This window comes from Fructilactobacillus myrtifloralis (assembly GCF_024029335.1).
Lineage (GTDB): Bacteria > Bacillota > Bacilli > Lactobacillales > Lactobacillaceae > Fructilactobacillus > Fructilactobacillus myrtifloralis.
The window spans coordinates 429,483-452,667 of sequence record NZ_CP097116.1 but is presented as its reverse complement, the minus strand read 5'-3'; the positions used below and the strand labels follow the sequence as shown (position 1 = coordinate 452,667).

Annotated in this window: 21 protein-coding genes; 18 read left to right on the top strand and 3 right to left on the bottom strand. The window is 46.2% G+C overall.

Going from position 1 to position 23,185, the window contains the following annotated elements:
• Window positions 1-193 precede the first annotated feature (193 nt).
• From ileS to M3M35_RS02235, 14 genes are all read left to right on the top strand, one after another.
• Window positions 194-2,995, top strand: a complete 2,802-nt coding sequence (gene ileS, locus M3M35_RS02300) for an isoleucine--tRNA ligase (protein ID WP_252750412.1) — start codon at window positions 194-196, stop codon at window positions 2,993-2,995.
• A 79-nt stretch (window positions 2,996-3,074) separates the two neighbouring features.
• Window positions 3,075-3,275, top strand: coding sequence for a cold-shock protein (locus M3M35_RS02295; RefSeq protein WP_252750411.1), 201 nt, complete (start codon window positions 3,075-3,077; stop codon window positions 3,273-3,275).
• A gap of 49 nt (window positions 3,276-3,324) precedes the next feature.
• On the top strand, window positions 3,325-3,879 hold the full coding sequence (locus M3M35_RS02290; protein WP_252750410.1) for an NUDIX hydrolase: 555 nt from the start codon (window positions 3,325-3,327) through the stop codon (window positions 3,877-3,879).
• 9 nt (window positions 3,880-3,888) lie between these two features.
• On the top strand, window positions 3,889-4,146 hold the full coding sequence (locus M3M35_RS02285; protein WP_252750409.1) for a hypothetical protein: 258 nt from the start codon (window positions 3,889-3,891) through the stop codon (window positions 4,144-4,146).
• 24 nt (window positions 4,147-4,170) lie between these two features.
• Window positions 4,171-4,872: a 5'-methylthioadenosine/adenosylhomocysteine nucleosidase gene (locus M3M35_RS02280; RefSeq protein ID WP_252750408.1), complete on the top strand. Its 702-nt coding sequence runs from the start codon at window positions 4,171-4,173 to the stop codon at window positions 4,870-4,872.
• 12 nt (window positions 4,873-4,884) lie between these two features.
• Window positions 4,885-6,045: a cysteine desulfurase family protein gene (locus tag M3M35_RS02275; protein ID WP_252750407.1), complete on the top strand. Its 1,161-nt coding sequence runs from the start codon at window positions 4,885-4,887 to the stop codon at window positions 6,043-6,045.
• Window positions 6,045-6,389, top strand: a complete 345-nt coding sequence (locus tag M3M35_RS02270; protein ID WP_252750406.1) for a DUF1831 domain-containing protein — start codon at window positions 6,045-6,047, stop codon at window positions 6,387-6,389. Before M3M35_RS02275 ends, M3M35_RS02270 begins: the two co-directional genes overlap by 1 nt.
• A gap of 113 nt (window positions 6,390-6,502) precedes the next feature.
• Complete coding sequence (gene mnmA, locus M3M35_RS02265; RefSeq protein ID WP_252750405.1) at window positions 6,503-7,627, top strand: tRNA 2-thiouridine(34) synthase MnmA; 1,125 nt, start codon at window positions 6,503-6,505, stop codon at window positions 7,625-7,627.
• A gap of 385 nt (window positions 7,628-8,012) precedes the next feature.
• Window positions 8,013-10,544 (top strand): DEAD/DEAH box helicase family protein, encoded by a 2,532-nt coding sequence (locus M3M35_RS02260; RefSeq protein WP_252750404.1) that lies wholly within the window; start codon window positions 8,013-8,015, stop codon window positions 10,542-10,544.
• A 171-nt stretch (window positions 10,545-10,715) separates the two neighbouring features.
• Window positions 10,716-11,372: a histidine phosphatase family protein gene (locus tag M3M35_RS02255; RefSeq protein WP_252750403.1), complete on the top strand. Its 657-nt coding sequence runs from the start codon at window positions 10,716-10,718 to the stop codon at window positions 11,370-11,372.
• 10 nt (window positions 11,373-11,382) lie between these two features.
• On the top strand, window positions 11,383-12,069 hold the full coding sequence (locus M3M35_RS02250) for a tetratricopeptide repeat protein (protein ID WP_252750402.1): 687 nt from the start codon (window positions 11,383-11,385) through the stop codon (window positions 12,067-12,069).
• A 16-nt stretch (window positions 12,070-12,085) separates the two neighbouring features.
• Window positions 12,086-14,542, top strand: coding sequence for an SF1B family DNA helicase RecD2 (gene recD2, locus M3M35_RS02245; RefSeq protein ID WP_252750675.1), 2,457 nt, complete (start codon window positions 12,086-12,088; stop codon window positions 14,540-14,542).
• A gap of 53 nt (window positions 14,543-14,595) precedes the next feature.
• Window positions 14,596-15,564 (top strand): ribose-phosphate diphosphokinase, encoded by a 969-nt coding sequence (locus M3M35_RS02240; RefSeq protein WP_252750401.1) that lies wholly within the window; start codon window positions 14,596-14,598, stop codon window positions 15,562-15,564.
• Complete coding sequence (locus M3M35_RS02235) at window positions 15,554-16,546, top strand: aldo/keto reductase (RefSeq protein ID WP_252750400.1); 993 nt, start codon at window positions 15,554-15,556, stop codon at window positions 16,544-16,546. The genes M3M35_RS02240 and M3M35_RS02235 overlap by 11 nt, the downstream gene beginning before the upstream one ends.
• Before the next feature lie 85 nt (window positions 16,547-16,631).
• On the opposite strand, the gene rnjA is transcribed toward M3M35_RS02235, so the two are convergent.
• Together rnjA and M3M35_RS02225 are read right to left on the bottom strand one after the other, a co-directional pair.
• The gene (gene rnjA, locus M3M35_RS02230) at window positions 16,632-18,317 is read right to left on the bottom strand and encodes a ribonuclease J1 (protein ID WP_252750399.1); all 1,686 of its coding nucleotides are present in this window, start codon (window positions 18,315-18,317) and stop codon (window positions 16,632-16,634) included.
• Window positions 18,317-18,535 (bottom strand): DNA-directed RNA polymerase subunit epsilon, encoded by a 219-nt coding sequence (locus M3M35_RS02225; protein WP_252750398.1) that lies wholly within the window; start codon window positions 18,533-18,535, stop codon window positions 18,317-18,319. The genes rnjA and M3M35_RS02225 overlap by 1 nt, the downstream gene beginning before the upstream one ends.
• Before the next feature lie 155 nt (window positions 18,536-18,690).
• On the opposite strand from M3M35_RS02225, the gene M3M35_RS02220 reads away from it, so the two are divergent.
• The gene (locus tag M3M35_RS02220; RefSeq protein WP_252750397.1) at window positions 18,691-19,167 is read left to right on the top strand and encodes a hypothetical protein; all 477 of its coding nucleotides are present in this window, start codon (window positions 18,691-18,693) and stop codon (window positions 19,165-19,167) included.
• 37 nt (window positions 19,168-19,204) lie between these two features.
• On the opposite strand, the gene def is transcribed toward M3M35_RS02220, so the two are convergent.
• Window positions 19,205-19,765 carry a peptide deformylase gene (def, locus tag M3M35_RS02215; protein ID WP_252750396.1) on the bottom strand — a complete coding sequence of 187 codons (561 nt, stop codon included), beginning with the start codon at window positions 19,763-19,765 and terminating at the stop codon, window positions 19,205-19,207.
• Between the two features lie 167 nt (window positions 19,766-19,932).
• On the opposite strand from def, the gene M3M35_RS02210 reads away from it, so the two are divergent.
• The 3 genes from M3M35_RS02210 (at window position 19,933) to typA (ending at window position 23,180) form a co-directional block, all read left to right on the top strand.
• The gene (locus M3M35_RS02210) at window positions 19,933-20,874 is read left to right on the top strand and encodes a lactate dehydrogenase (RefSeq protein WP_252750395.1); all 942 of its coding nucleotides are present in this window, start codon (window positions 19,933-19,935) and stop codon (window positions 20,872-20,874) included.
• Window positions 20,858-21,154, top strand: a complete 297-nt coding sequence (locus tag M3M35_RS02205) for a UPF0223 family protein (protein ID WP_252750394.1) — start codon at window positions 20,858-20,860, stop codon at window positions 21,152-21,154. The genes M3M35_RS02210 and M3M35_RS02205 overlap by 17 nt, the downstream gene beginning before the upstream one ends.
• Window positions 21,155-21,341: 187 nt before the next feature.
• Window positions 21,342-23,180, top strand: a complete 1,839-nt coding sequence (gene typA / locus M3M35_RS02200; protein ID WP_252750393.1) for a translational GTPase TypA — start codon at window positions 21,342-21,344, stop codon at window positions 23,178-23,180.
• Window positions 23,181-23,185: the final 5 nt, after the last annotated feature.

Here is a 23,185-nt window from a genome sequence, read left to right as displayed (position 1 = left end):
CACAGCGAAGCGGGGACGGTGGAAGCCCGCTTGTCACTTTGAAGGTAGTAGATCACTTTATTATGCTTATGTTAATAACAAACAACGAGAGAAGTCTAACTGCACCAGTTGGACTTCTGAACTTGGGTGGTACCACGAAGACTTCGTCCCGATTGCGGCGGAGTCTTTTTGTTTATCAGGAGGAGGAATTTGGATGCGGATTAAAGATACTTTGAACTTGGGAAAAACCAAGTTCAAAATGCGGGGAAACCTCCCCGTTAAAGAGCTCGAACGCGAGCAGGTGTGGGAGACGAACCACTTGTACCAACAACGGCAACGGTTAAATGAAGGCAAGCCCACGTTTGTACTTCACGATGGCCCTCCATACGCTAACGGTGATATCCACATGGGGCACGCCATGAACAAAATTACCAAGGACTTTATCGTCCGCTACAAGTCCATGAATGGATTTCGGGCCCCGTTTGTTCCCGGCTGGGATACCCACGGTTTGCCAATTGAACAACAGCTCAAAAAGGCCGGCTATGACCGCAAACAGATGTCAACCAACGAATTCCGGAAGCTTTGTCATGACTATGCATTAGAACAAGTTGACCGCCAACGAACGGAATTTAAGCGGCTGGGGGTACAGGGGGACTGGGACCATCCGTACCTGACGCTACAACCCGAGTATGAAGCTGCTGAAGTGCGGGTCTTTGGGAAGATGGCCGAACAGGGCTTGATTTACAAAGGTTTGAAGCCCGTAATTTGGTCTTGGTCATCTGAATCTGCTCTTGCAGAAGCCGAAGTTGAATACCATGACATTGAGTCACCATCCGCGTTCTACGCGGAAAAAGTGGTTGATGGCAAGGGCGTCCTTGACAACGATCAGACCTACATGGTGGTTTGGACGACGACACCGTGGACGATTCCAGCATCAGAAGGAATTACGGTGAACCCCGATTTTGATTACGTGGTGGTCCAACACGATGATGATCCGAACCAGTACGTGTTGGCTGCTGATTTAGTGGCAGATGATGCCGAATTATTTGGCTGGCAAAACGTGCGGACCGTTAAGCACATCAAGGGTCGCGATTTAGACCGGGTCTTAGCCGCCCACCCCTTTGATTCAGACCGGCAGTTAGTAACGATGCTTGGTGATTTCGTAACCGCAGATGCCGGAACGGGACTCGTGCACACGGCCCCTGGTTACGGGGAAGATGACTACAACATTGGCAAGCAGTATGACTTACCAATCTTTGCTCCGGTCGACGACAAGGGGTATCTGACTGCCGAAGCGGGTCCTGACTTTGCCGGGGTCTTTTACGAAGACGCGAACCAAATTGCGTTGGATAAACTAAAAGCTCAGGGACAACTGCTCCACTATATGCCGTATGAACACAGTTATCCCTTTGACTGGCGGACGAAAAAACCGGTAATTTACCGGGCAACGCCCCAGTGGTTTGCATCGGTTACTAAGATTCGGCAACAAATCTTAGATGCCATTGATACGGTTAACTTTGATCCAGAGTGGGGGCACCAACGGCTCTATAACATGATTCGGGATCGGGGTGACTGGGTCATTTCTAGACAACGGGTCTGGGGGGTACCGCTTCCCATCTTCTACGCTGAAGATGGTACGCCAATTATGACAGCCGAGACGATTAATCACGTTGCGGACCTGTTTGCAGAGCATGGTTCGGACGTGTGGTTTGAATGGGACGCGCAGGACCTGTTGCCAGCCGGCTTTACCAGCTCCCACTCTCCCAACGGGAAGTTTACGAAGGAAACGGACATTATGGATGTTTGGTTTGATTCTGGTTCTTCCCACCAGGGTGTGCTTGCCGAACGACCGGAATTGACCTATCCAGCTGATCTTTACTTAGAAGGTTCTGACCAGTACCGGGGTTGGTTTAACTCCAGTCTGATTACGAGTGTGGCCACGGCCGGAATTGCACCGTACAAGAACTTGTTGTCACAAGGATTCACCCTTGATGGCAAGGGTCACAAGATGAGCAAGTCCTTAGGAAATACAATTGCTCCCGCAGATGTGATTAAGCAAATGGGGGCTGATATCATTCGCCTCTGGGTAACTAGCGTTGACACGTCTGCCGACGTGCGCGTTTCAATGGGGAACTTCAAGACGGTGGGTGATAGCTACAAAAAGATCCGGAATACGGTGCGCTACTTGTTAGCAAACACCAGTGATTTTGATCCCCAAACGAATTCGGTGGCCTATGCGGACTTGCCTTCTGTCGATCAGTTCATGCTGATTCGGTTAAACGACTTAGTGCGGGAGGTAAAAGCGGCCTACGATCACTACGATTTTATGACCATCAACAAAAAGTTAATGCAGTTCATGACCGTTGATCTCTCGGCCTTTTACCTGGATTTTGCCAAGGATATTTTGTACATTGAACCGGAAAACGGCCAGCGGCGCCGGGCAATGCAAACGGTGTTGTACCAATCCTTAGTAACGTTGACAAAACTGTTAACGCCGATCATTCCGCACACAACGGAAGAAATTTGGCAGTTCTGCCAGGAACCAGAAGAATTTGTGCAGTTAGCAGACATGCCGTCTGTGCGTGAATTTGCCAATGAAACGGAGATTCGCAGCGAGTGGGAAGCCTTCCTAAAACTGCGGAAGGATGTTTTAAAGGCGATGGAAGCAGCGCGGACGGATAAGATAATTGGAAAGCCGTCCGAAGCGAAGTTGATCCTCTACGTTAACGGAGCGGTCAAACAACTGTTGAACCAGTTAGACGTTGATCTTGCCCAGATTCTGATGGTCTCAGATCTAGACATTAAAACAATTGAAGCAGCGGGAGATGGGGTATCCACCTTTGGCGATCAGTTGGCAATTGAAGTTCAACACGCAGACGGAACGGTTTGTGCGCGGTGTCGGTTAATTAAAACGGACGTCGGGAGTGATCCCGACTATCCGGAATTCTGTGCCCGGTGTGCTAAATTAGTGCGGGCCGAGTATCCAGAAACGGCAACGACCGGTTTTGAAGAATAAGAACGCTAAAAGTCGAGATGTTAGTCTCGGCTTTTGTTATGATGAGAGTAAGAAACCGGATGCAAAACAGGAGGATGCAATGCAGGGAAAAGTGAAACAGTACGATCAACACCGGGGGTTTGGCTACCTGATTGATCCAGCGGGGCAAGACGTGTTTATGCACATCACCGGGATTATTCAGGGGAATCCGAAGGCGATTCGGCCCGGCGATCCAGTTGAATTCGTCACGGCGCCAGGAAAACACGGTATTCAAGCTGCTAAAATTCGGTTGCCCCGGTAACCACTGGCGACCGCTATGAGGACAACCATGAAGATGGAGGAACAATCCAATGACAGATAAAGAGTTGGCAGAAACAGAAATCAAAAGCGAGCGGAAGTATGACGGAGAAATCATTCGCGTTGACCAAGAAACGGTGCGGCTCGCTAATGGCAAACTGGCTCATCGCGACGTCGTCCACCATGCTGCAGCGGTGGCAATGTTAGTCCTGACGGCTGAGAACCGGATGGTATTAGAAAAGCAATGGCGAGAACCGGCCAAAGCGGTCATGCTGGAAATCCCTGCGGGCAAGCTAGATGAACGGGATCGGGGTAACGAAGTGCATGCCGTACAACGCGAGTTAAATGAAGAAGTACGCTACCAAGCAGCAACGATTCAGCTCCTTTCCTCGTTTTACACTTCCTGTGGCTTTACCGATGAATACATGTATCTGTACCTTGTGACGGATTTAACGCCCGTGACCACAGAACTCCCTCGCGATGCAGGTGAATTTCTGGAGCTCGGGGAGTATACGCTCGCAGAGGCGCAAGAACTGTTGGCGACTGGTCAGATTCAGGATGCGAAAACCATCATGGCAATTCAAGCCTGGGAACTAATGCAAAAGTAGGTTAAAACAATGGATGATAAACAAACAAACGCCACCCCCGAACCAGAACTAACGCGGGCGGCCTTTCGTCGCCAACAACGGCACCGGTGGGGACGTCCCACCACGGAGGACGCAGAGACCCAGGAAACAGACGCGCCGTTACGCCGGACGGAGGTTAATGACCCGGAACGCCGGCACCGGCGGACCGCACGGAAGTTGGATATCGTGATCGTGATCTTAGTACTGTTAATCATTGCTGTGTTAGTAATCATGCGATTTGTGGATTAATTGAAAAAATGGGAGAAGAACAGAATGAAAACCTTTGGAATTATTTGTGCAATGGATGAAGAAATTAAAGCCCTGCAGGATGCGTTAACGGGCGAGGAAACCACGGTCATCGGGAACGTGACCTTTTACGACGGGACGATTAGTGGGCAGCAGGTCATTTTAGTTAAATCCGGGATTGGAAAAGTAGAAGCCGGGATTACCGCCGCGTTACTGTTAACGAACTTTAACGTGGACGTGCTCATCCACTCCGGCTCTGCGGCGGGGATTGGCGCCGGCTTACAGGTCGGAGATATCGTCATTTCGACCGAAACTGCTTATCACGACGTTGATTGTACGGCAGACGGTGAGGTCTTTGGCCAGTTACCGAATCAACCAGCCCGGTTTCCGGCCTCAGCAGCTTGGGGTGAACAAATTGCCGCTGCTTCTGCTGACCAGGGATTGAATGTCCACCACGGTTTAATTGTGACTGGGGATCAATTTATTGCTGGAAAAGCCATGATTAAAAACATTTTGACCCACTTTCCGGATGCTCTTGCCGGGGAAATGGAAGGAGCTGCCGTTGGTCAAGTGGCCAACCAGTTTGAAATTCCCTACGTAGTGGTGCGGGCGATGTCAGATACGGGTGACGAAGACGCCAACCAGAGTTTTGGTGAATTCATCGTGGCCGCCGGTCGCCAGTCCGCCGAAATGCTCCTCCGCTTGTTTGCAAATACTGCAGCACAATAAGGAGGTTAGGCGATGAGTGAAATTTATTTGGATCATGCCGCCACCACTCCAATTTCCGCACCAGTGCTTGCGGAGCTAACGCACCAGTATCAGACCACCTTTGGGAATCCATCCACGCTCTATCAGATTGGGCGGGCCGCCAATCAGATCCTAGAGGATAGCCGCCACGTCATGGCAGCGAGCATCAACGCCCAGGATAGTGAGATTGTTTTTACCAGTGGGGGAACGGAAAGTGATAACACGGCCATCATTCGGACGGCCGAAGCCCGCCAGGAACTAGGGACACACTTGATTACGACGGCAATTGAACACGAAGCCGTTTTAAAACCAATGCAGTATCTCGAACGTCACGGCTACCAGGTCACCTACCTTCCGGTTGATGAACAGGGGATGATCCGATTAGCAGACTTAGAAGCAGCGTTAGATGAACAAACTACCCTGGTGTCAATCATGAGTGTGAACAACGAGGTGGGGAGTCGCATGCCGATTCATGAGATCGGGACCTTACTCCAGGATCACCAAGCCTGGTTTCATACCGACGCTGTCCAGGCCTACGGCTTAGATGAAATTGACGTGGAACGCGATCACATTGACTTACTGTCAACGTCTGCGCATAAACTGTATGGGCCGAAATTCCTCGGCTTTTTGTACCGGCGCGCCAGTCTCCAGTTTCCCAGTTACATCATGGGGGGCGACCAGGAAGATAAGCGCCGGGCCGGCACCCAAAATGTCCCAGCGATTGCGGGATTTGCAACGGCGGTGACGGAACTGCCGAACGCGAAAAAACAGGAGTTACGGACCCGGTTTGCGGCTTTTCGGGATCAGATTTTAGCCGGTTTTGCCGCCCAGAACGTTGAAGTCCACGTTAATGGACCCGCGGCTGGAGCTGGTTCGCCTCATGTTTTGAACCTTTGGTTTCCCGGCGTGTCAACTTACGTACTCCAAAATAACCTGGATTTAGATGGCATTGCGGTCTCTGGGGGCTCTGCTTGTACAGCCGGGAACTTAGAACCATCCCACGTGTTACGGGCGATGTTTGGGGCAACGAGTCCGCGCTTAGCTGAATCGATTCGGGTAAGCTTTGGACAGGAGACGACGGCCACTGAAATCGACCAATTCGTGGCAACAACGAGTAAAATTATTCACAGATTAGCACAGCGGAGGAAGCAGTAATGGCATTCGCAGACCAAGTTCATTTAGCTGGTGATTCAGCTACCTACCGGGTCAATCCGGGGGTTAAGAAGTACACGTTGAGTGATTTAAACTTCAAAAAAACGAAGCTCGGTAACTATGAACTAACCCAGGCGTTGCAACCGTTAAACGTGCGGGGGAAGGGAGCTGTTCAGGTAAAGCTGAGCATTAGTGCTGACTTACAGCAGTTGAAACTAGCGATTCTGACCGGTTCGGGCCTGCAAACGGTTAATATTTTTACCGGTGACCAGTTTGCAGCTGCCCGCGAACAATACCATTTTTTGATGCAAAATCTGATCATCCGGCAGGTTTTAACTAAAAACTAGCCGGGTGTGCCGAACGCTTGCCAAGCCCAGTTCAGGTGGCGTATCATGATGAATACTGGAATTACGACCTTCAAATCGTGGATTTCTGAATCTATAAGAATGATGGTGATAAAATGCAAGATAATAGTCAAACCCGCGTGGTAGTCGGGATGAGTGGCGGAGTGGATTCGTCCGTGGCCGCTTACTTATTGAAACAGCAAGGCTACGACGTCGTTGGCGTTTTCATGAAAAACTGGGACGACACCGACGCAAACGGCGTTTGTACCGCAACGGAGGACTTTAAGGACGTCGCCCACGTGGCGAACCAACTCGGGATTCCCTACTACTCTGTCAATTTTGAACAGGAGTACTGGGACCGGGTTTTTAAGTACTTTTTAGCTGAATACAAACGGGGCCGGACGCCGAATCCCGATGTGATTTGTAACACGGAGATTAAGTACAAGGCCTTCTTAGAATATGCAATGGATTTGGGCGCGGATTACATCGCTATGGGTCACTATGCCCAACTCAAACGGGATGAAAATGGTAAGAACCACTTGATTCGGTCAACTGACCTCAACAAGGATCAGACCTACTTTTTAAGCCAACTATCAGCAGACCAACTCGACCGGGTGATGTTTCCAGTAGGAGGCATGACCAAGCCGGAAGTCCGGCAAATTGCGCACGATGCGAACCTGTATGTAGCTGATAAAAAGGACTCAATGGGAGTTTGTTTCATTGGTCCCAATAACTTTGATAACTTTTTGAGTCAGTACTTGCCCGCACAGTCCGGGAAAATGATGACCCTTGATGGAGAAGTCAAAGGTGAACACGCCGGTTTGATGTACTACACCATCGGGCAACGGCGGGGGCTAGGTATCGGGGGCGATGGCCAGGATAACCGGCCGTGGTTCGTGATTGGTAAGGACCTTGAAAAGAACGTTCTCTACGTGGGAAAGGGTTACGAAAACCCGTACCTTTACGCGGATTATCTGATGGCCTCCGACCTCTCGTTTGTTGATGGCAACACTCGCGGGCAAACCTTCCACTGTACCGCGAAGTTCCGGTACCGGCAAAAGGACGTCGGGGTGACGGTGCAGATTGCCGATGATCAAAACCACGTCAAGGTGACCTTTGACGAACCTGCTCGCGCCGTGACACCCGGTCAGGCCGTGGTATTTTACGACGGAGCAGAATGTCTGGGCGTGGCCACGATTGACGCTGCTTACAAAAATGAAGCCAAGTTACAATACGTTTAAAAAAGTGTTATTTGACGCTAAGGACTTTAAATAATACGCACAATAGGAAGCTATGGATAAACCCGATGGTTCGAAAAAGATACGATTTAGTATAAGAGTGTTACGATGCTAATTCCGCAAGTTCTATAAGACGATTACAAAAAAGTCCTTGAGAAAAAGGGTGCCATTTTGACCTACGACATTCATAATTACATTTGTTCCATAGTGGAAAAGGATAAGGAAAACGAAGATTAATAAGGCAACGGATGTTAAAACCCCCTCTGGTGAGGCTGAAAGGCTGAACTATAGGGGGTTTTTAGGACTTAAATTTTATTTTAGATTATATTGAATTTATTCAATAAACTAGTACCATTAATTTAAATATATTTTAATGAGAGGTTAAAAAATGGTTGATTTTTCAAAGAAAATTAAAAATCTTAATAAAGATGTTATTATAAATCCCATATATATATATAATGATTTGGATCGACAAACAACTAAAGTTGGTCCACTGCGTAAAAGTCAAGAATTTGTTTTAAATGATTGGTTTGAAAACAGGATTGATAAAAAAGATGTGTTATTAAAATTAAATACGGGCGCTGGTAAAACACTTGTCGGATTATTAATCTTAGAATCTAGAAGACGTCAAGAAAATTCTGGAATAGAAATATATTTATGTAATGATATGAATCTTATTAATCAAACTATAAATCAAGCTAAATTATTTGGAATTAATCTAGAAACTATCTCTGAAAACAATGAAATTCCTGATGATGTTATTGCTAGGAAGAAAATATTAATTACATCTGTTCAAAAATTTTTTAATGGTAAAACTATTTTTAATAGCCAATACAGTAATATCGACGGCTTAGTTATTGATGATGCTCATTCTAGTTCTGAATTAATAAAACAATCATGTGTAATGAAAATAACCAAATCTAATAATAAACAGTTATATAATAATTTATTTAATTTATTAAGTGATGGATTAAAAAGCCAAGGATTTGGAGATTTTGAAGATTTAAAAAATAACGTTAATAATAACTTATTTTTACCAGTACCTTATTGGACCTGGATTGATAAGATTGAGGAAGTAACTAGATTACTTTCTGATCATTCCTCTAGAAGTAATGAACTGAAATTTGTTTGGCCTTTATTAAAAAATAAATTAAAATATTGTGATTGTATTTTTTCTGGTGATAGAATTGAAATTCAACCATTAAAATATCCACTTAATAATTACAAGGGTTTTATCAATGCAAATCAAAGAATTTTCATGTCAGCAACAACTGCATCTGACTCAGTATTAATAAAAGATCTTGACATTGGAGAAAATGCAATAAAAAATCCTTTAGTTTATCCAGATGAAAAATGGTCTGGTGAAAAAATGATTATCATTCCATCAATTATATCAGATAATTTTCAGAGAGGAGATATTGTAAAAGAGTTCGGATCCAAGACAAATAATACTTTTGGCATCACAATAATTGTTCCAAATTTTTATAAAACATGTGATTGGAAGAAATATGGATCCATTATTGGAAGAAAAGAAAATTTAGAGGGAATATTAGAGACTTACCATAAAAATAAGTTTTCAAAGCCATTAGTATTAGTCAATAGATATGATGGTATAGATCTTCCTGATGATGAGACAAGAATTCTTATTTTAGACTCCCTACCAAAATCCGTATCACTTATGGATAAATATATTGAGAGTGTTGTGCCCAATGGAACAGAAAATAAATTAAAAATAGCGCAGAAAATTGAACAGGGATTAGGAAGAAGTGTACGGGCAGATACGGATTATTCTGTAATTATTTTTACGGGACCAGATTTAGTGAGTTTTGTTAGGGATCCTGACAATCAACAATATTTTAGCAAACAAACTTTAAAACAAATTCAAATTGGTATTGAAATATCAGAAGAGGCTAAAAAAGATATTAATAATGATAACTATTTAAAAGTATTATCTGATTTAATAAAGCAGTCTTTGTTAAGAGATGAAGATTGGAAAGAATTCTATAAAGAACAGATGGAAAGTTTGGATTATTCAGAAAATGCACATGATAATATTGCAAAAATATCAAAAGAAAATGTTATTTTAAAGGATGCGGTAAATCCATATGTTAATATAGACAAATTTAATATTTTTATTGATAATTTTATAAGTCATTATTGCAGTTCTGACGAAGAAAAAGGTTGGTATGAACAAATAAAGGCAAGGGTAAATTATTTTTCTTCAAAAATTGATTCTGAAAAATATCAAAAAAAGGCATATAACTATAATAACGGATTATTATTACTTGAAGATAGCATTGAAATATCTAAACTGAAACCACTAATGAATGATGAACGGATTTCTAATATTATTAACGAAATAAAATCATATAAAACATATGAAAATCTCCTTAATCATATTATGGATATAACAGCAAAATTAACTTTTGGAACTAATAGTAAAGAGTTTGAAAATGCAATGGATGATATTGGGAAAATATTGGGTTTTAAAACTGAGCGGCCAGATTATGAATATAAAAAAGGTCCCGACCATTTATGGGCAGTAAAAGACAACTTATATTTTATTATAGAGGATAAAAACAAGGTTAAAGAATCCCGTGAAAAAATTAATAAAAATGAAATGGGACAGATGAATAATTCGATAGGATGGTTTAATGCTAATTACCATCAAAATGATTATCATGCATTTTTAGTGATACCTACTAAATATCATGATCCAGCAGCAAATTTTAATGGGAATGTTACGATTATTAGAAAAGGAAAATTAAATTTTTTGACAACAAACATTAAAAATTTTATTAAAGAATTTTCAAATATTGATTTAAATTCTCTAAGTAATGATATGGTTAGAAGTTGTATACTAAAACATAGTCTTGAAATTGATAATTTTATAGATAATTATTCAGAAAAATATGTATAGATTTATTTTTAAATATTATTTGTTTATAAAGGAATTTACAATTTTTATATAAAATTGTAAATTCCTTTATTTTTATTTAACTTATTTATGATATACCTTATTTTTTGCTTTTTTGCGTCTCTCATCTGAAACTGGCATAATAACAGTAGATTATAAACGAGGATGAAGACCATGAAATTATACTTTGTACGCCACGGCAAAACCGAATGGAACCTAGAGAGTCGCTATCAGGGCGCGGGTGGGGATTCCGAATTACTGCCGGCCAGTTATCAAGAAATGCAGCTCGTGGGAAACTACCTAAAGGACATTCCCTTTGCCCATGTGTATGCGAGCCCAATTAAGCGGGCCCGGATTACGGCAGGTGTGATTCAGAGTCAGTTGCAACACCCCGCTCCGCTGAGTCTGGATAATCGCTTAGAGGAATTTCGGCTTGGGAAGTTTGAAGGAATGAAATTTGCGGACGCTGAAGCGCAATATCCAGAGACGTTTAACGATTTTCGCAATCATCCGGACCAGTACGATCCCACTCCGATTGGAGGCGAATCCTTTCCAGACTTGATTAAGCGGATGCGCAGTAAAATTAATGAGATTACCACGAATTTTGATAATGATGCGAAGCTTTTAATTGTCAGCCATGGAGCGGCGTTAAACGCGTTGATTAACTCGTTACTGGGAATTCCATTAAAGGACTTACGGAAACGGGGTGGCCTGGCCAACACCAGTACGACGATTTTAGAAACTACCGACCACGGTCAGAGTTTTAAACTACTGGATTGGAACGACACCAGCTACTTGGATCACCCGGTTCGGGATTCAGATTTAGTGTAGGAGGAAAGCAATGGCAGAACATGCAGATGCAGAAGCAGACGAAAAACAGGAGCGGGCCGCCGCCACGTTGCACCGGTTAATCACGGACATCGATGAGCATCCCAATGACTATCGTCCCTATTACGACCTCAGTGCTTTCTTGATTCAACTCAAGAGCTACGCGCAGGCCGAAGAATTACTGATGAAGGCGCTCGGGTTGTTTGCGGATCGGAGTCACACGGCCAAGGACACGTTGACCTACGGACTCGGGAACGTGTACTACGCCGCCGGAGAATTTACGAAGGCGATTCAACAATTTCAACAGGTAACGGACCCCGCTTTAAAGCAGGATGCGTACATCATGTTGGGACAAAGTTATTATGGCGAAAAGAACTACGGCAAGGCGTTGGCCTTTTTGATTACCGCTCATGACCACGCGAAGCAGGATCCGGAACTGAATCGCTTAATCGGTGATTGTTTACTGGCGAGTGGGGACTTACAGGCAGCCGCTGATTTTTACCAGCAGACGGTAGCTGCGAATCCAAACGACGCGGCCGCGCACTTTAACTTGGGGGTCATTGAACTAAGTAACGGCCATCGCGAGCAGGCGGAAGCCGAGTTTGAACGAGCCCGTGCGCTGGATGAAAATTACTTTATGACCCATCGGGAGCGCATTGCAGACATTGAAAAAGTGCTGCGCAAGCAGCCAAAGGAGTAACCCAGTGGCACAGTCAATGAGTCTTTTTGATGAGCACCACCCAGAGTATCAACCAGCAACCGCTCAGTTAACCGGCAAGGTTGCCACGACCTTTTTTGAGGGGAATGATAGCTTTTATAAGGTGTTATTGGTCCAGGTGGAAGAACACAACTTTCAGTGGGATGAACCGGAAATCGTGGTAACGGGGAACTTTGCCGAAATTAACGACGAGCTGAGTTACCGGTTTATCGGGAAACTAGTGGACCATCCCAAATATGGAAAGCAGTTTCAAGCTACGAACTATGAACGTGCGACGCAAACCTCAACTGCTGGTTTGATTAAATACTTATCCGGGAGTGATTTCCCGGGGATTGGCCCAAAGACCGCTACCAAGGTGGTTAACCAGCTGGGAACGGAGTTAATTCCGAAACTATTAAAGGATCCGGACGCCTTAAACGGCCTGGGTTTGAAACCCCGGCAACGGGACACGATTTTACAGACCATCCGGCAAAATAACGGAGCCGAACAGGTGATTGTTGGCCTCAATAGTTATGGGTTTGGCAGTTCGTTAGCAGCCGCGATTTTCAAAAAGTATCACGAACAGGCCCTAGAAATCATTGAAACTGATCCGTATCGGCTAGTCGAAGATATTGCAAACATTAGCTTTAAGCGGGCCGATCAAATTGCCCAACGAGTTGGGATTGACTATAACAATCCGGGACGGTTACGAGCGGGGTTACTAACCACCCTGGACCGGCTGTCGATTAGTAGTGGAAATACCTACTCCACGACGAAGGAAGTGATGAACGCCAGCTTTCAAATTTTAGATACCGATCCGAACCAAACGATTGACGATCAGAAACTGGCTGCAGCGTTAAAACAACTGGTGCAGGACGGCAAGGTGCAGGTCGATCAGGATCGCATTTACCTAAAAAACCTCTTTCAGGCGGAATGGCAAATTGCGGAGAACGTGCACCGCATTTTACAGGCGGCGGATGCTGCTCCAGCTGATCCGAACCGGTTGATTAGTCAGGTGGAACAAGAGAGTCACATTCAGTACGATGCTTCCCAGGTTCAGGCGATTGAATCCGCACTGAGCCACGCCCTTTTCCTCCTAACCGGGGGGCCCGGAACCGGGAAAACGACGATCATTAATGGGATTGTCCAGGCCTATGCCACCGACCACGACTTATCGTTAGACCCTCATGACTATCGTGGGGATGAGCCCTATCCCGTCTTACTAGCAGCACCGACCGGCCGGGCGGCGAAAAAGATGGGGGAAGCGACGGGGTTACCGGCCAGCACCATTCACCGCTTGCTGGGGTTAAACGGCGACGACACGGATGCCACCGGGAACGCCCTTGACGGAGAGTTACTAATCATCGATGAGATGTCCATGGTGGATACCGAACTGTTTACCAAACTCGTGCAGGCGATTCCAACCGGGATGAAGGTGATTCTGGTTGGGGATCAAGACCAGCTGCCATCCGTCGGACCGGGGCAAGTCTTTTCTGATTTAATTCGGTCCCAGTTGATTCCAACGATGCAGCTCACGCAAATTCACCGCCAGAGTCAGGATTCAACCATTATTACTCTGGCTCACCAGTTAAAGGACGGGATTGTTCCTTCCGATTTACTGACTAAGGAACCGGATCGAAGTTTCATTCAGTGTGACGTGCGCCAAGCGGTGCCCGTCATTGAACAAATCGTTAGTAAGGCGCAGGCGAAGGACTTTCAAGCCACTGACATCCAAGTTTTAGCCCCCATGTATCGAGGTGAGGTGGGCATTGATCACCTGAACCAGGCAGTCCAAGCAATCTTTAATCCGCCCAGTGCCAAGCGCAAACAGGTGGAAACGGACCATGGCTGCTTTCGGATCGGGGATAAGGTCTTACAACTGGTTAATGATCCGGAACATAACGTGTTTAACGGAGACATTGGAAAAATCGTGGGCCTAACCATTAATCCCGAAGGTAAGCAGTACCTCGATAAACTAACGGTGGCCTTTGACCAGACGGAAGTAACCTATTCCAGAAATGACTGGAAGCAGTTAACCCTGGCGTACTGTACCTCTATCCATAAAGCGCAGGGAAGTGAGTTTCCAATGGTGATTTTACCGGTTGTGGCGCCGTATCGCCGGATGCTTGATCGGAACTTGTTATACACGGCGGTAACCCGGGCGGCCAGCAAACTGGTCCTCGTTGGGGATGCCAGTGTTTTTCAAGCAGCGTTAGCCAAAGAAGCGAGCCGCCGCAAAACCGGGCTGCCCGACCGTCTCCGCTCCGCGTTTCAAGGGGAACCGGAGGCTGCTACCACCTCACAAGCAACAACCACGACCACCGCAACTCATGATCCCCAACCAGTGGATCCAGCCGCAAATGCGGAGCAGGACACAGTGTTAACGATGGCCGCCATTGAACGGCAGGCTATCGATCCCATGATTGGGATGGCAGGGGTGACGCCCCAAAATTTTCTTGATGCTAAATCACAGTGAATTGATTATAATTAAAGATGACATAACCCTTAGTTTGGAAAGGAACGGACATCTTGACCACAAAACCGCAACCAGTTATTTTTGCTTTAAACGCCAACCGCCCCCTCGCCGAAAAAATCGCCCGGGTTAGTGGGATGCCAATTGGGCAAGCCACCATTAACCACTTTAGTGATGGGGAGATTAAGATTTCGATTGACCAAAGTGTCCGGGGCAAAGACGTGTATGTTATCCAATCCCTTTCCAATCCCGTTAATGATAACCTGATGGAACTGTTGATTATGATCGATGCCCTACGCCGGACCAGCGCCCGCCAGATTAACGTTGTTATCCCGTACTACGGCTATTCGCGTTCTGATCGCAAAGCCCGGGCGCGGGAACCAATTACTGCCAAGTTAATTGCGAGCTTTTTGCAAGCTAGTGGGGTGCACCGGGTGGTGACGCTTGATCTACACGCGGCGCAAATTCAAGGTTTTTTTGATATTCCCGTTGATCATTTACAACCCAGTCGTCTCATTAGTAACTACCTCCACGAGCATCACTTAGATGACGATGCGGTAGTCGTGGCGCCCGATCATAACGGTGTCGGGCGCGCTCGTGCGATTGCTAATCGCTTGGATCTACCCTTAGCAATTGTGGACAATCGGGAACCGGATACGTCAGATCAAGTTCCGGAAACCGTGATTGGCTCCGTCGCAGGAAAAACAGCCCTAGTAGTGGACGATTTGATTGTCACGGGGCGCAAGATGCAGGTGTCGGCGGCGGCGCTGCGGCAGGCCGGGTGTCAGCGGGTGATTGTGATTGCTACGCACCCGGTCTTTTCCGCGGAAACACCCGCTAAGCTAAACGATCAAAACATTGACCAGGTGATTGTGACGGATTCCATCGTCATTCCGCACCCGGAACAAATTCCCACGTTGACCATCATTTCAGTTGGGGAATTATTTGGGGATGCGTTAAAATTAATTCAGGAACAAAAATCCACACACCGCTTATTTAGAGGAGGAACTTCGGATGGTATATAAAGCAAGTGAACAACGCTACGATCAAATGAAGGTACGTCGGGCCGGCAACTCCGGGTTACAACTACCAGCACTCTCATTTGGAACGTGGCACAGTTTTGGTGACGATGCGAACTTTCAGGATAGCGAAAATATCATGTTGGCGGCCTTTGACCGTGGCATTTTCAGCTTTGACCTCGCCAATAACTATGGACCGGGTTCAGGAGCTGCCGAAAGAATGTTTGGGCAAGTTTACCGGCGTGATTTAAAACCATACCGGGATGAATTAATTATTACCACCAAGGCGGGCTTCCACATGTGGCCAGGGGTGTATGGTAACTTTTCTTCGAAAAAGACCCTGGTAGCTGCGTTGGACCAAAGTTTGGAACGGATGGGCTTGGACTACGTTGACATTTATTACAGTCACCGGTTTGATCCGAACACGCGGTTGGAAGAAACTGCTGAAGCGTTAGACGGATTAGTCAAAACGGGGAAGGCCCTCTACATTGGGATTTCGAACTACGATGGTCCGCAAACGGCCAAGATGATTGAACTCTTTCAAGAATTGCACACGCCGTTTGTGGTTAACCAGAGTTCTTACAACATGTTAAACCGGACCCCGGAAACGGATGGAACGTTGCAAACGTTAGCGGACGCCCATGATGGGTTAGTAGCGTACGGTCCTCTGGCGGAAGGGTTACTAACGGATAAGTATTTAAACGGAATTCCGGATGACATCCACCTGCACTTTACGAATAACTTCATTCTTGAAAAAGGGGAAGCCACGGCGATTAAGAAGTTAAATCAACTGAACGAGCTCGCCCACAACCGGAACCAAACCCTGGCACAAATGGCAATGGCCTGGTTATTGAATAACCCCACCGTTACTAGCGTAGTGACGGGGGCTTCCAAGGTGGAACACTTGGATGATAACCTCAAGGCCTTGGACAACTTGGACTTTACTAACGACGAATTAGAAGCGATTGATAAGATCGTGAAAGAATAAAGAATTAAAAAAACGAGCTCACCAGCTCGTTTTTTTAGTTGACTGAGGAAAAATAAAAAGGAATGCCACTGGCATTCCTTTTTGATTACTTCGTGTTATTCATAATTAGCATTGGGAGAACCAACGGGTGGCGTTCCGTCTTTTCGTAGAGGAAGTTGGATAACTCGTTGACAACGGCCTTTTTAATCGTTTTTTCACTGGCGTTTTTGTTATTCATCGCCCGCCGAATGGTCCGAAAGACCAATTTGCGACCTTGATCAAGCAGTTCGCCGGATTCACGCATGTAAACGAAGCCCCGGGAAAGGAGATCAGGACCGGATTGAATTTCCTTGTCCTTTAAATTAATGGTAGCAACGACCACCACCAGGCCTTCTTCAGAAAGCAGTTGCCGGTCTTCGATTACCTGTTCGGTAACTGTATCCACACCATTACCATCAATGTAAACGTCCCCCGCGGCAAAGTTACCTGCCATCCGGGCACTGTCCTTAGTCAGGGCCAGCACGTCACCATTTTTCAAGATAAAGCAGTGATCCTTGGGAATCCCACATTGTTCGGCAAGCCCCATGTGAATTTTCTGCATCCGGTATTCACCGTGAATCGGGACGAAGAACTTCGGCTTCATGAGGCGAATCATCAATTTTTCTTCTTCTTGGCCACCGTGGCCAGAAGTGTGAATGTGATTAGCATACCCCTTGATAACAGTGGCGCCCGCTTCTTCCAGTTCGTCAACCACTCGGTTCACGCTTAAGACGTTTCCGGGGATTGGGTTACTGGAAAGGACTACGGTGTCACCAGGTTCAATTGAGATCTGCCGGTGGGTACCGTTGGCAATTCGGGATAGGGCAGCCATTTGTTCTCCTTGAGAACCGGTACATAGAATCATGACCTTGTCGGCCGGTAGGGACTTAAGTTGGTTAGCATCGACAAAGGCCTTGTCAGGAACCTTGATGTAACCGAGTTCCCGACCGTTGACAACGGCAGCTTCCATGCTCCGACCAAAGACGGCAATTTTACGTCCGTTTTGGTAGGCCGCGTCAATCGCCGTCATCACCCGGGAGAGGTTCGAAGCAAAGGTTGCAAAAATAATCCGCCCCTTCACCCGTTTGAAAATTTTGCGGACCGAATCACTAACGTAGCGTTCGGACTTGGTCCACACTGGTTTTTCGGCGTTCGTACTGTCGGCCATCAGGCACAGCACTCCTTCTTCACCGAGCTTGGCCATCGTTTGTAAGTCAGGCGGGGTGTTGGTCACCGGCGTCAGGTCAAACTTATAATCACCAGTTTCAACGATTACCCCGTCGGGAGTGTGAACTGCAACTCCTAGAGCATCAGGGATTGAGTGGGTGGTTCGAAAGAAGGAGACGCTGGTCTTTTTAAACTTTAAGACGGTGTTTTCATCGATGGCATGTAACTCGGTTTGTTTTAACATGCCATGCTCTTCTAATTTACCTTTAATTAAAGCGAGGGCGAGGGGACCGGCGTACACCGGAACGTTAATAGCCTTGAGGATAAAGGGAATCCCACCGATATGGTCTTCGTGACCGTGGGTAATGACCAGGGCCTTAATCTTATCCTGGTTTTCGACCAGATATTGATAATCTGGAATCACGTAATCAATCCCGAGTTGGCTGCTTTCCGGAAACTTAATTCCGGCATCAATGAGAATGATTTCGTCTTGGAATTGCACGCCATACGTGTTTTTTCCGATTTCACCTAGACCACCAACGCCATAAATCGCCGTTTCGTTGTTTTTGACGTTTAGTTTACTCATTATTTATTAAACTCCGTAATTTTAAAATCAGGTTCTTGTTGTTCGAATTCAAGGTGTTTACCCGCGAGCGGTTGAATGAATTCCACGGTGTAGTCCGTGTTTTCAGCAATTAAATCCCGAACTTCTGCCTGGGTTTGGGCATCGACGTATAGCGATTTAGTTGCTTCACGCTTCGGATTTTCCTTGGGGTTTGCTTGATATAAAACTTTGTAAATCAAAATGATTACTCCTTTGTAAATAAATTAATTTTTGTGTCGAACTGTTCGTTGGTATACCAACTCCTAGCACAATTTTATCATAGATTAAGATGCAAGTATATATGGAGCGTTTTCTGGTAGAATAAAGCCAACCCAGCTGAGGAGGGGAAACACGCATGCAGTTTGGAATCGAATTAGTCATTGGAATTGGAGTGGCGTTATTAATCTATAACGTCCTGCATCATTTTTTAGTAACCGTTCCCAATCAACGGCACCAATTGGAGGTGCAACGGGGGGTGAATCAGGAGGTAGAGCGCGCCGTGGCGCACTTGCAAACGGCGCAGGGTACACCCTTGGTTGGAAAAATCAATCAGGCCCGGATTCTTGATGCAGTCTGGGGCCGGGGCATCATGGTTTTTGAATATCGCTGTCAGTTGGAGTCCCAGTTGTCTACCACGGCAGTGTTATCGCAATTAAATCAGGTGCTTTGCCAACAAGTTCATGATGATCACTTTGTGACAGAAACCGGGGCGCCCCGGTTGGTTGTAACTGATGCTTGGATTCAACAGCAACAATTATATTTTGACGTCGCGGACGTTGCCAATCGCGCGACTCAGGAGTATGTAACTGATCTAGAACGCTTAGATGACTAAAAGAGCACCCGGTCAAAGGACCGGGTGCTCTTTGTAATTAGTCGATGAAAATTTCGTTGGGTTCTCGTGCAAAAGGGTCCTGTTTGTTGATGTGATCGTAAAAAAGGGTGCCATGCAGATGGTCGATTTCATGCTGCACGATGATGGCTGGGTAGTGCTTTAACCGAACCCGGTGTTTTTCCCCCTTTAAGTCTTGATACTCAACCGTAATCCGGTCGGAACGTGGTACGTAGCCTGGCACGTCTTTATCGACGGACAGACAACCTTCTCCGACCGTCAGCGCCGCTGGTTGGACGGAGTTAGAAACGATGACGGGATTAATGAGAATCGCTTTAAACGGGGATGGTTCGTCTTCTGCTTCTGGGGGAGTGAGGACGGCGGCCATTAATTTGGAAACTCCGACTTGCGGGGCCGCCAATCCGACGCCAGCGCGCAGGTGATACTTTTTGCAGAGCGCCTCGTCTTGACTGACCTCTAAATATTCCATCATTTTTTCGCCGAGTTCCCGATCTTCGTCACTAAGGGGAAATTGGACCGGTTGTGCTTGTTTGCGCAGCACTGGATTTCCATCTCGGGTGATATCTTTCATTAAAAACACGATGTTGCCTCCATTCGTTGTCAGTATCATCTAATTATTATATGGCATCAAGCCGGCAGTTGTAAATCAGGGACTGTTAATTAGGTTTGGCAAAACTTTGCAAAATCTTAACTTAATGTTAGGTTATTACTGACTTAGAAACTTAATTTCAAGCTAAATTTTAGGAGATGAAAACCGTGCAAGCCCAAATCTTAATTAAGGGAGATCCTGAGCGGGTGCAGCAACTGACGGCTGCGTTAGCCATTTTGGATCTACCGGTAACGTTTTTACAGGATGAAGCTGACATGGCAACCATCCCAATGGTTGATCAGGCTTGTCGCCACTTCAGTGTGCGCGAACTGGCTCCCGATGAAGATTTACGTAATGTAGCTGCGTTGGTGTACCTTCCGGCGGTTGAGTTTTACCAAGCAACGGACTCTGCAGCAGAACAAGTGGCCGCACAGATTGCCCCCGCCATCGATCGGATGCGTCCGTTGATTAATGATCTGATGGGGCGGGCATTTCAGGGGAAAATTGTGGTGGATGCGCCCCATGATGAGGTGTTTTTGTACTTTATCGCGGCGTTTTCCGGATTAGACGTAAGTAAGCTTATGGGAGTGGGAAACGTTCCGGTGTGCTTAACCCTGCGTGAACAGTTGATTCGGAACTTTAAGGTTGCCAACGAAGACATTAACGTGAGTGTTTGTGGGTTGAATACTCGATGTGTGGTACCGTGGAATCGCATTTACATTGGGGCGATGCCGTTACTTTCATACGTTGCGCGCCCTGACAATAACTACGATACGGAACTGATTGGCAAGGTCCAACAACTCGTTTCCGATCCGGAGCTGGTGGTGAATCCGACGCTCCAAATTCAAGCACTGCTTAAGGTGTTACGCTGCTTATTGGGTTGGCAATCAGAATTATATTCCGTGGTTAGTCTGACCAAGAAAAGTGATCAGTTAGAGTTAAACCTCATGCCAAAGATTATTAATCAGGGTGGCTTATCGCACGAGTTTGATTTAAAGTTATCAGAGACAGAGGTCGCAGACATTACGGCCGCCCAAACTTGGGCAATGGATATCATTCAACAAATTAAAAAGGGAAGTCATCATGAAACAGAAAGCTAAGCCAACCTATAGTTACCCGATTGTGGCGGACTGGTCGGTCTCTGAGTTGGTCGCCGTCACCGAGTTTTTCCGAAACATTGAACGGGCTTATGAACAACCCCAGGGGGTCTTACGGACGGATTTAATGGCAAGTTATTCCGACTTTCAAACCATTAATCCAGCCCGGACGGAACAAAACCAGTTGCGGCGTGAGTTTGAACGGTCATCGGGGTTCGATATTTATGCCGTATTACAGGCCGCTGCAGCTCAGCCGACGGCCAAGTTTATTAAACTCAACTAGTTTGACTGCATGTGCCGGTTTGTGTTAAGATTAAAAAAAGTTTTAACAGCGAATAGAAGAGCACCAACCGATTTTGACATTGTTAATAAGGGATGCACGGAGGCTGTGACAGTGTCACGGCCTTTTATCTGAAGTTACGATTGAATTGAGTTCTCGCTTTTTTACTGCTTTGGAGGAGGAACTACTTTTGAAAACAAGAGATGACATTAGAAATATTGCGATTATTGCGCACGTTGACCACGGGAAAACGACCCTGGTGAACGAGCTTTTAAAGCAATCTGACACGTTAAATGGTCACGAACAAATTCAAGACCGGGCCATGGATACGAACCCCATTGAACGGGAACGGGGAATCACCATTTTGTCCAAGAACACGGCCGTTAAGTACGATGGCAAACAAATTAACATCTTGGATACTCCTGGACACGCCGATTTCGGTGGAGAAGTAGAACGAATCATGCGGATGGTTGACGGAGTTTTGCTGGTGGTGGATGCCGCTGAAGGAACGATGCCCCAAACGCGGTTTGTGCTGAAGAAAGCTTTAGATCAGCACCTAACTCCAATCGTGGTGATTAACAAAATTGATAAGCCCGGTGCTCGGCCTGAAGAAGTGGTCGATGAAGTGCTGGACCTGTTCATCGAATTAGGAGCTGACGAAAGTCAATTAGACTTCCCAGTTGTTTACGCATCTGCCATGAACGGAACTTCCAGTTTCGATCCAGACATTGATACGCAGGAACACACGATGAAACCAGTGTTTGATACGATTCTCGAAAACATTCCTGCGCCCATCGATAACTCTGACGATCCACTGCAATTTCAAGTTGCCATGCTGGATTACGATGACTTCGTTGGTCGAATCGGAATTGGTCGGGTCTTTCGGGGTACCATCAAAGTCGGGGACAGCGTAGTGGTAATGAAGCTCGATGGTTCCCAACAAAAATTCCGGGTAACCAAAATCATGGGCTTTGTTGGTTTGAACAAGGTTGAAATTACGGAAGCGAAGGCCGGAGATTTAATTGCCGTATCCGGAATGGAAGACATTAACGTCGGAGAAACGGTCGTAGATCCAAACACCTTGGAACCACTTCCAATTCTGCGGATTGATGAACCAACCATGCAAATGACGTTTGGAACCAACACGTCGCCATTTGTAGGGAAAGACGGGAAGTTTGTTACGGCTCGGCAGTTGATTGATCGGTTGGAACGCGAATTGCACACTGACGTTTCGTTGCGGGTTGAAGAAACTGACGATCCCGGAGCTTGGTTAGTGTCTGGTCGTGGGGAACTCCACTTATCAATTTTAATTGAAACGTTACGACGGGAAGGTTACGAACTCCAAGTTTCGCGTCCCGAAGTAATTTACAAGGAAATTGATGGCGTAAAGTGTGAACCATACGAATCAGTGCAAATTGATACGCCTGAAGAATACTCCGGTTCCATTATTGATACCCTTTCCCAACGAAAAGGGGAAATGCAAAACATGGAAAGCGTTGGAAACGGCCAAACGCGCTTGAGTTTCTTAGTTCCTTCGCGTGGTTTGATTGGGTACTCTACCCAATTCTTATCGCTAACCCACGGATACGGAATTATGAACCACAGTTTTGACAAGTACGCGCCGGTAGTGAAGAACTGGGATCCCGGTCGTCGGAACGGAACCTTGGTTTCAATTAACACTGGAAAAGTAACTACCTACGCCATTATGGCGGTTCAGGACCGGGGTAAGATCTTTACTGATCCAGGAACGGAAGTTTACGAAGGAATGATTGTGGGTGAAAATGCCCGGGATAATGATATCTCGGTTAACATCACGCGGGGTCGGAACCAAACGAACGTCCGGGCCGCTGGATCTGAAGACATTGCGAAGGTTAAAGCCCCCGTTCATTTAACACTTGAAGAATCCTTGGAATTCTTGAATAGTGATGAACTATGTGAGGTTACGCCGGAACATGTTCGGCTCCGGAAACGGATTTTGAATACTAACGAACGGGAAAAGGCCGCCAAGAAGCGGAAAAACAACCGTTAATTAGA

Bases quoted from the DNA above. Each gene is read 5' to 3' on its own strand.
- ileS (WP_252750412.1), top strand. From the start codon at position 194: ATGCGGATTAAAGATACTTTGAACTTGGGAAAAACCAAGTTCAAAATG.
- M3M35_RS02295 (WP_252750411.1), top strand. From the start codon at position 3,075: ATGCAGGGAAAAGTGAAACAGTACGATCAACACCGGGGGTTTGGCTAC.
- M3M35_RS02290 (WP_252750410.1), top strand. From the start codon at position 3,325: ATGACAGATAAAGAGTTGGCAGAAACAGAAATCAAAAGCGAGCGGAAG.
- M3M35_RS02285 (WP_252750409.1), top strand. From the start codon at position 3,889: ATGGATGATAAACAAACAAACGCCACCCCCGAACCAGAACTAACGCGG.
- M3M35_RS02280 (WP_252750408.1), top strand. From the start codon at position 4,171: ATGAAAACCTTTGGAATTATTTGTGCAATGGATGAAGAAATTAAAGCC.
- M3M35_RS02275 (WP_252750407.1), top strand. From the start codon at position 4,885: ATGAGTGAAATTTATTTGGATCATGCCGCCACCACTCCAATTTCCGCA.
- M3M35_RS02270 (WP_252750406.1), top strand. From the start codon at position 6,045: ATGGCATTCGCAGACCAAGTTCATTTAGCTGGTGATTCAGCTACCTAC.
- mnmA (WP_252750405.1), top strand. From the start codon at position 6,503: ATGCAAGATAATAGTCAAACCCGCGTGGTAGTCGGGATGAGTGGCGGA.
- M3M35_RS02260 (WP_252750404.1), top strand. From the start codon at position 8,013: ATGGTTGATTTTTCAAAGAAAATTAAAAATCTTAATAAAGATGTTATT.
- M3M35_RS02255 (WP_252750403.1), top strand. From the start codon at position 10,716: ATGAAATTATACTTTGTACGCCACGGCAAAACCGAATGGAACCTAGAG.
- M3M35_RS02250 (WP_252750402.1), top strand. From the start codon at position 11,383: ATGGCAGAACATGCAGATGCAGAAGCAGACGAAAAACAGGAGCGGGCC.
- recD2 (WP_252750675.1), top strand. From the start codon at position 12,086: ATGAGTCTTTTTGATGAGCACCACCCAGAGTATCAACCAGCAACCGCT.
- M3M35_RS02235 (WP_252750400.1), top strand. From the start codon at position 15,554: ATGGTATATAAAGCAAGTGAACAACGCTACGATCAAATGAAGGTACGT.
- rnjA (WP_252750399.1), bottom strand. From the start codon at position 18,317: ATGAGTAAACTAAACGTCAAAAACAACGAAACGGCGATTTATGGCGTT.
- M3M35_RS02220 (WP_252750397.1), top strand. From the start codon at position 18,691: ATGCAGTTTGGAATCGAATTAGTCATTGGAATTGGAGTGGCGTTATTA.
- M3M35_RS02210 (WP_252750395.1), top strand. From the start codon at position 19,933: ATGAAAACCGTGCAAGCCCAAATCTTAATTAAGGGAGATCCTGAGCGG.
- M3M35_RS02205 (WP_252750394.1), top strand. From the start codon at position 20,858: ATGAAACAGAAAGCTAAGCCAACCTATAGTTACCCGATTGTGGCGGAC.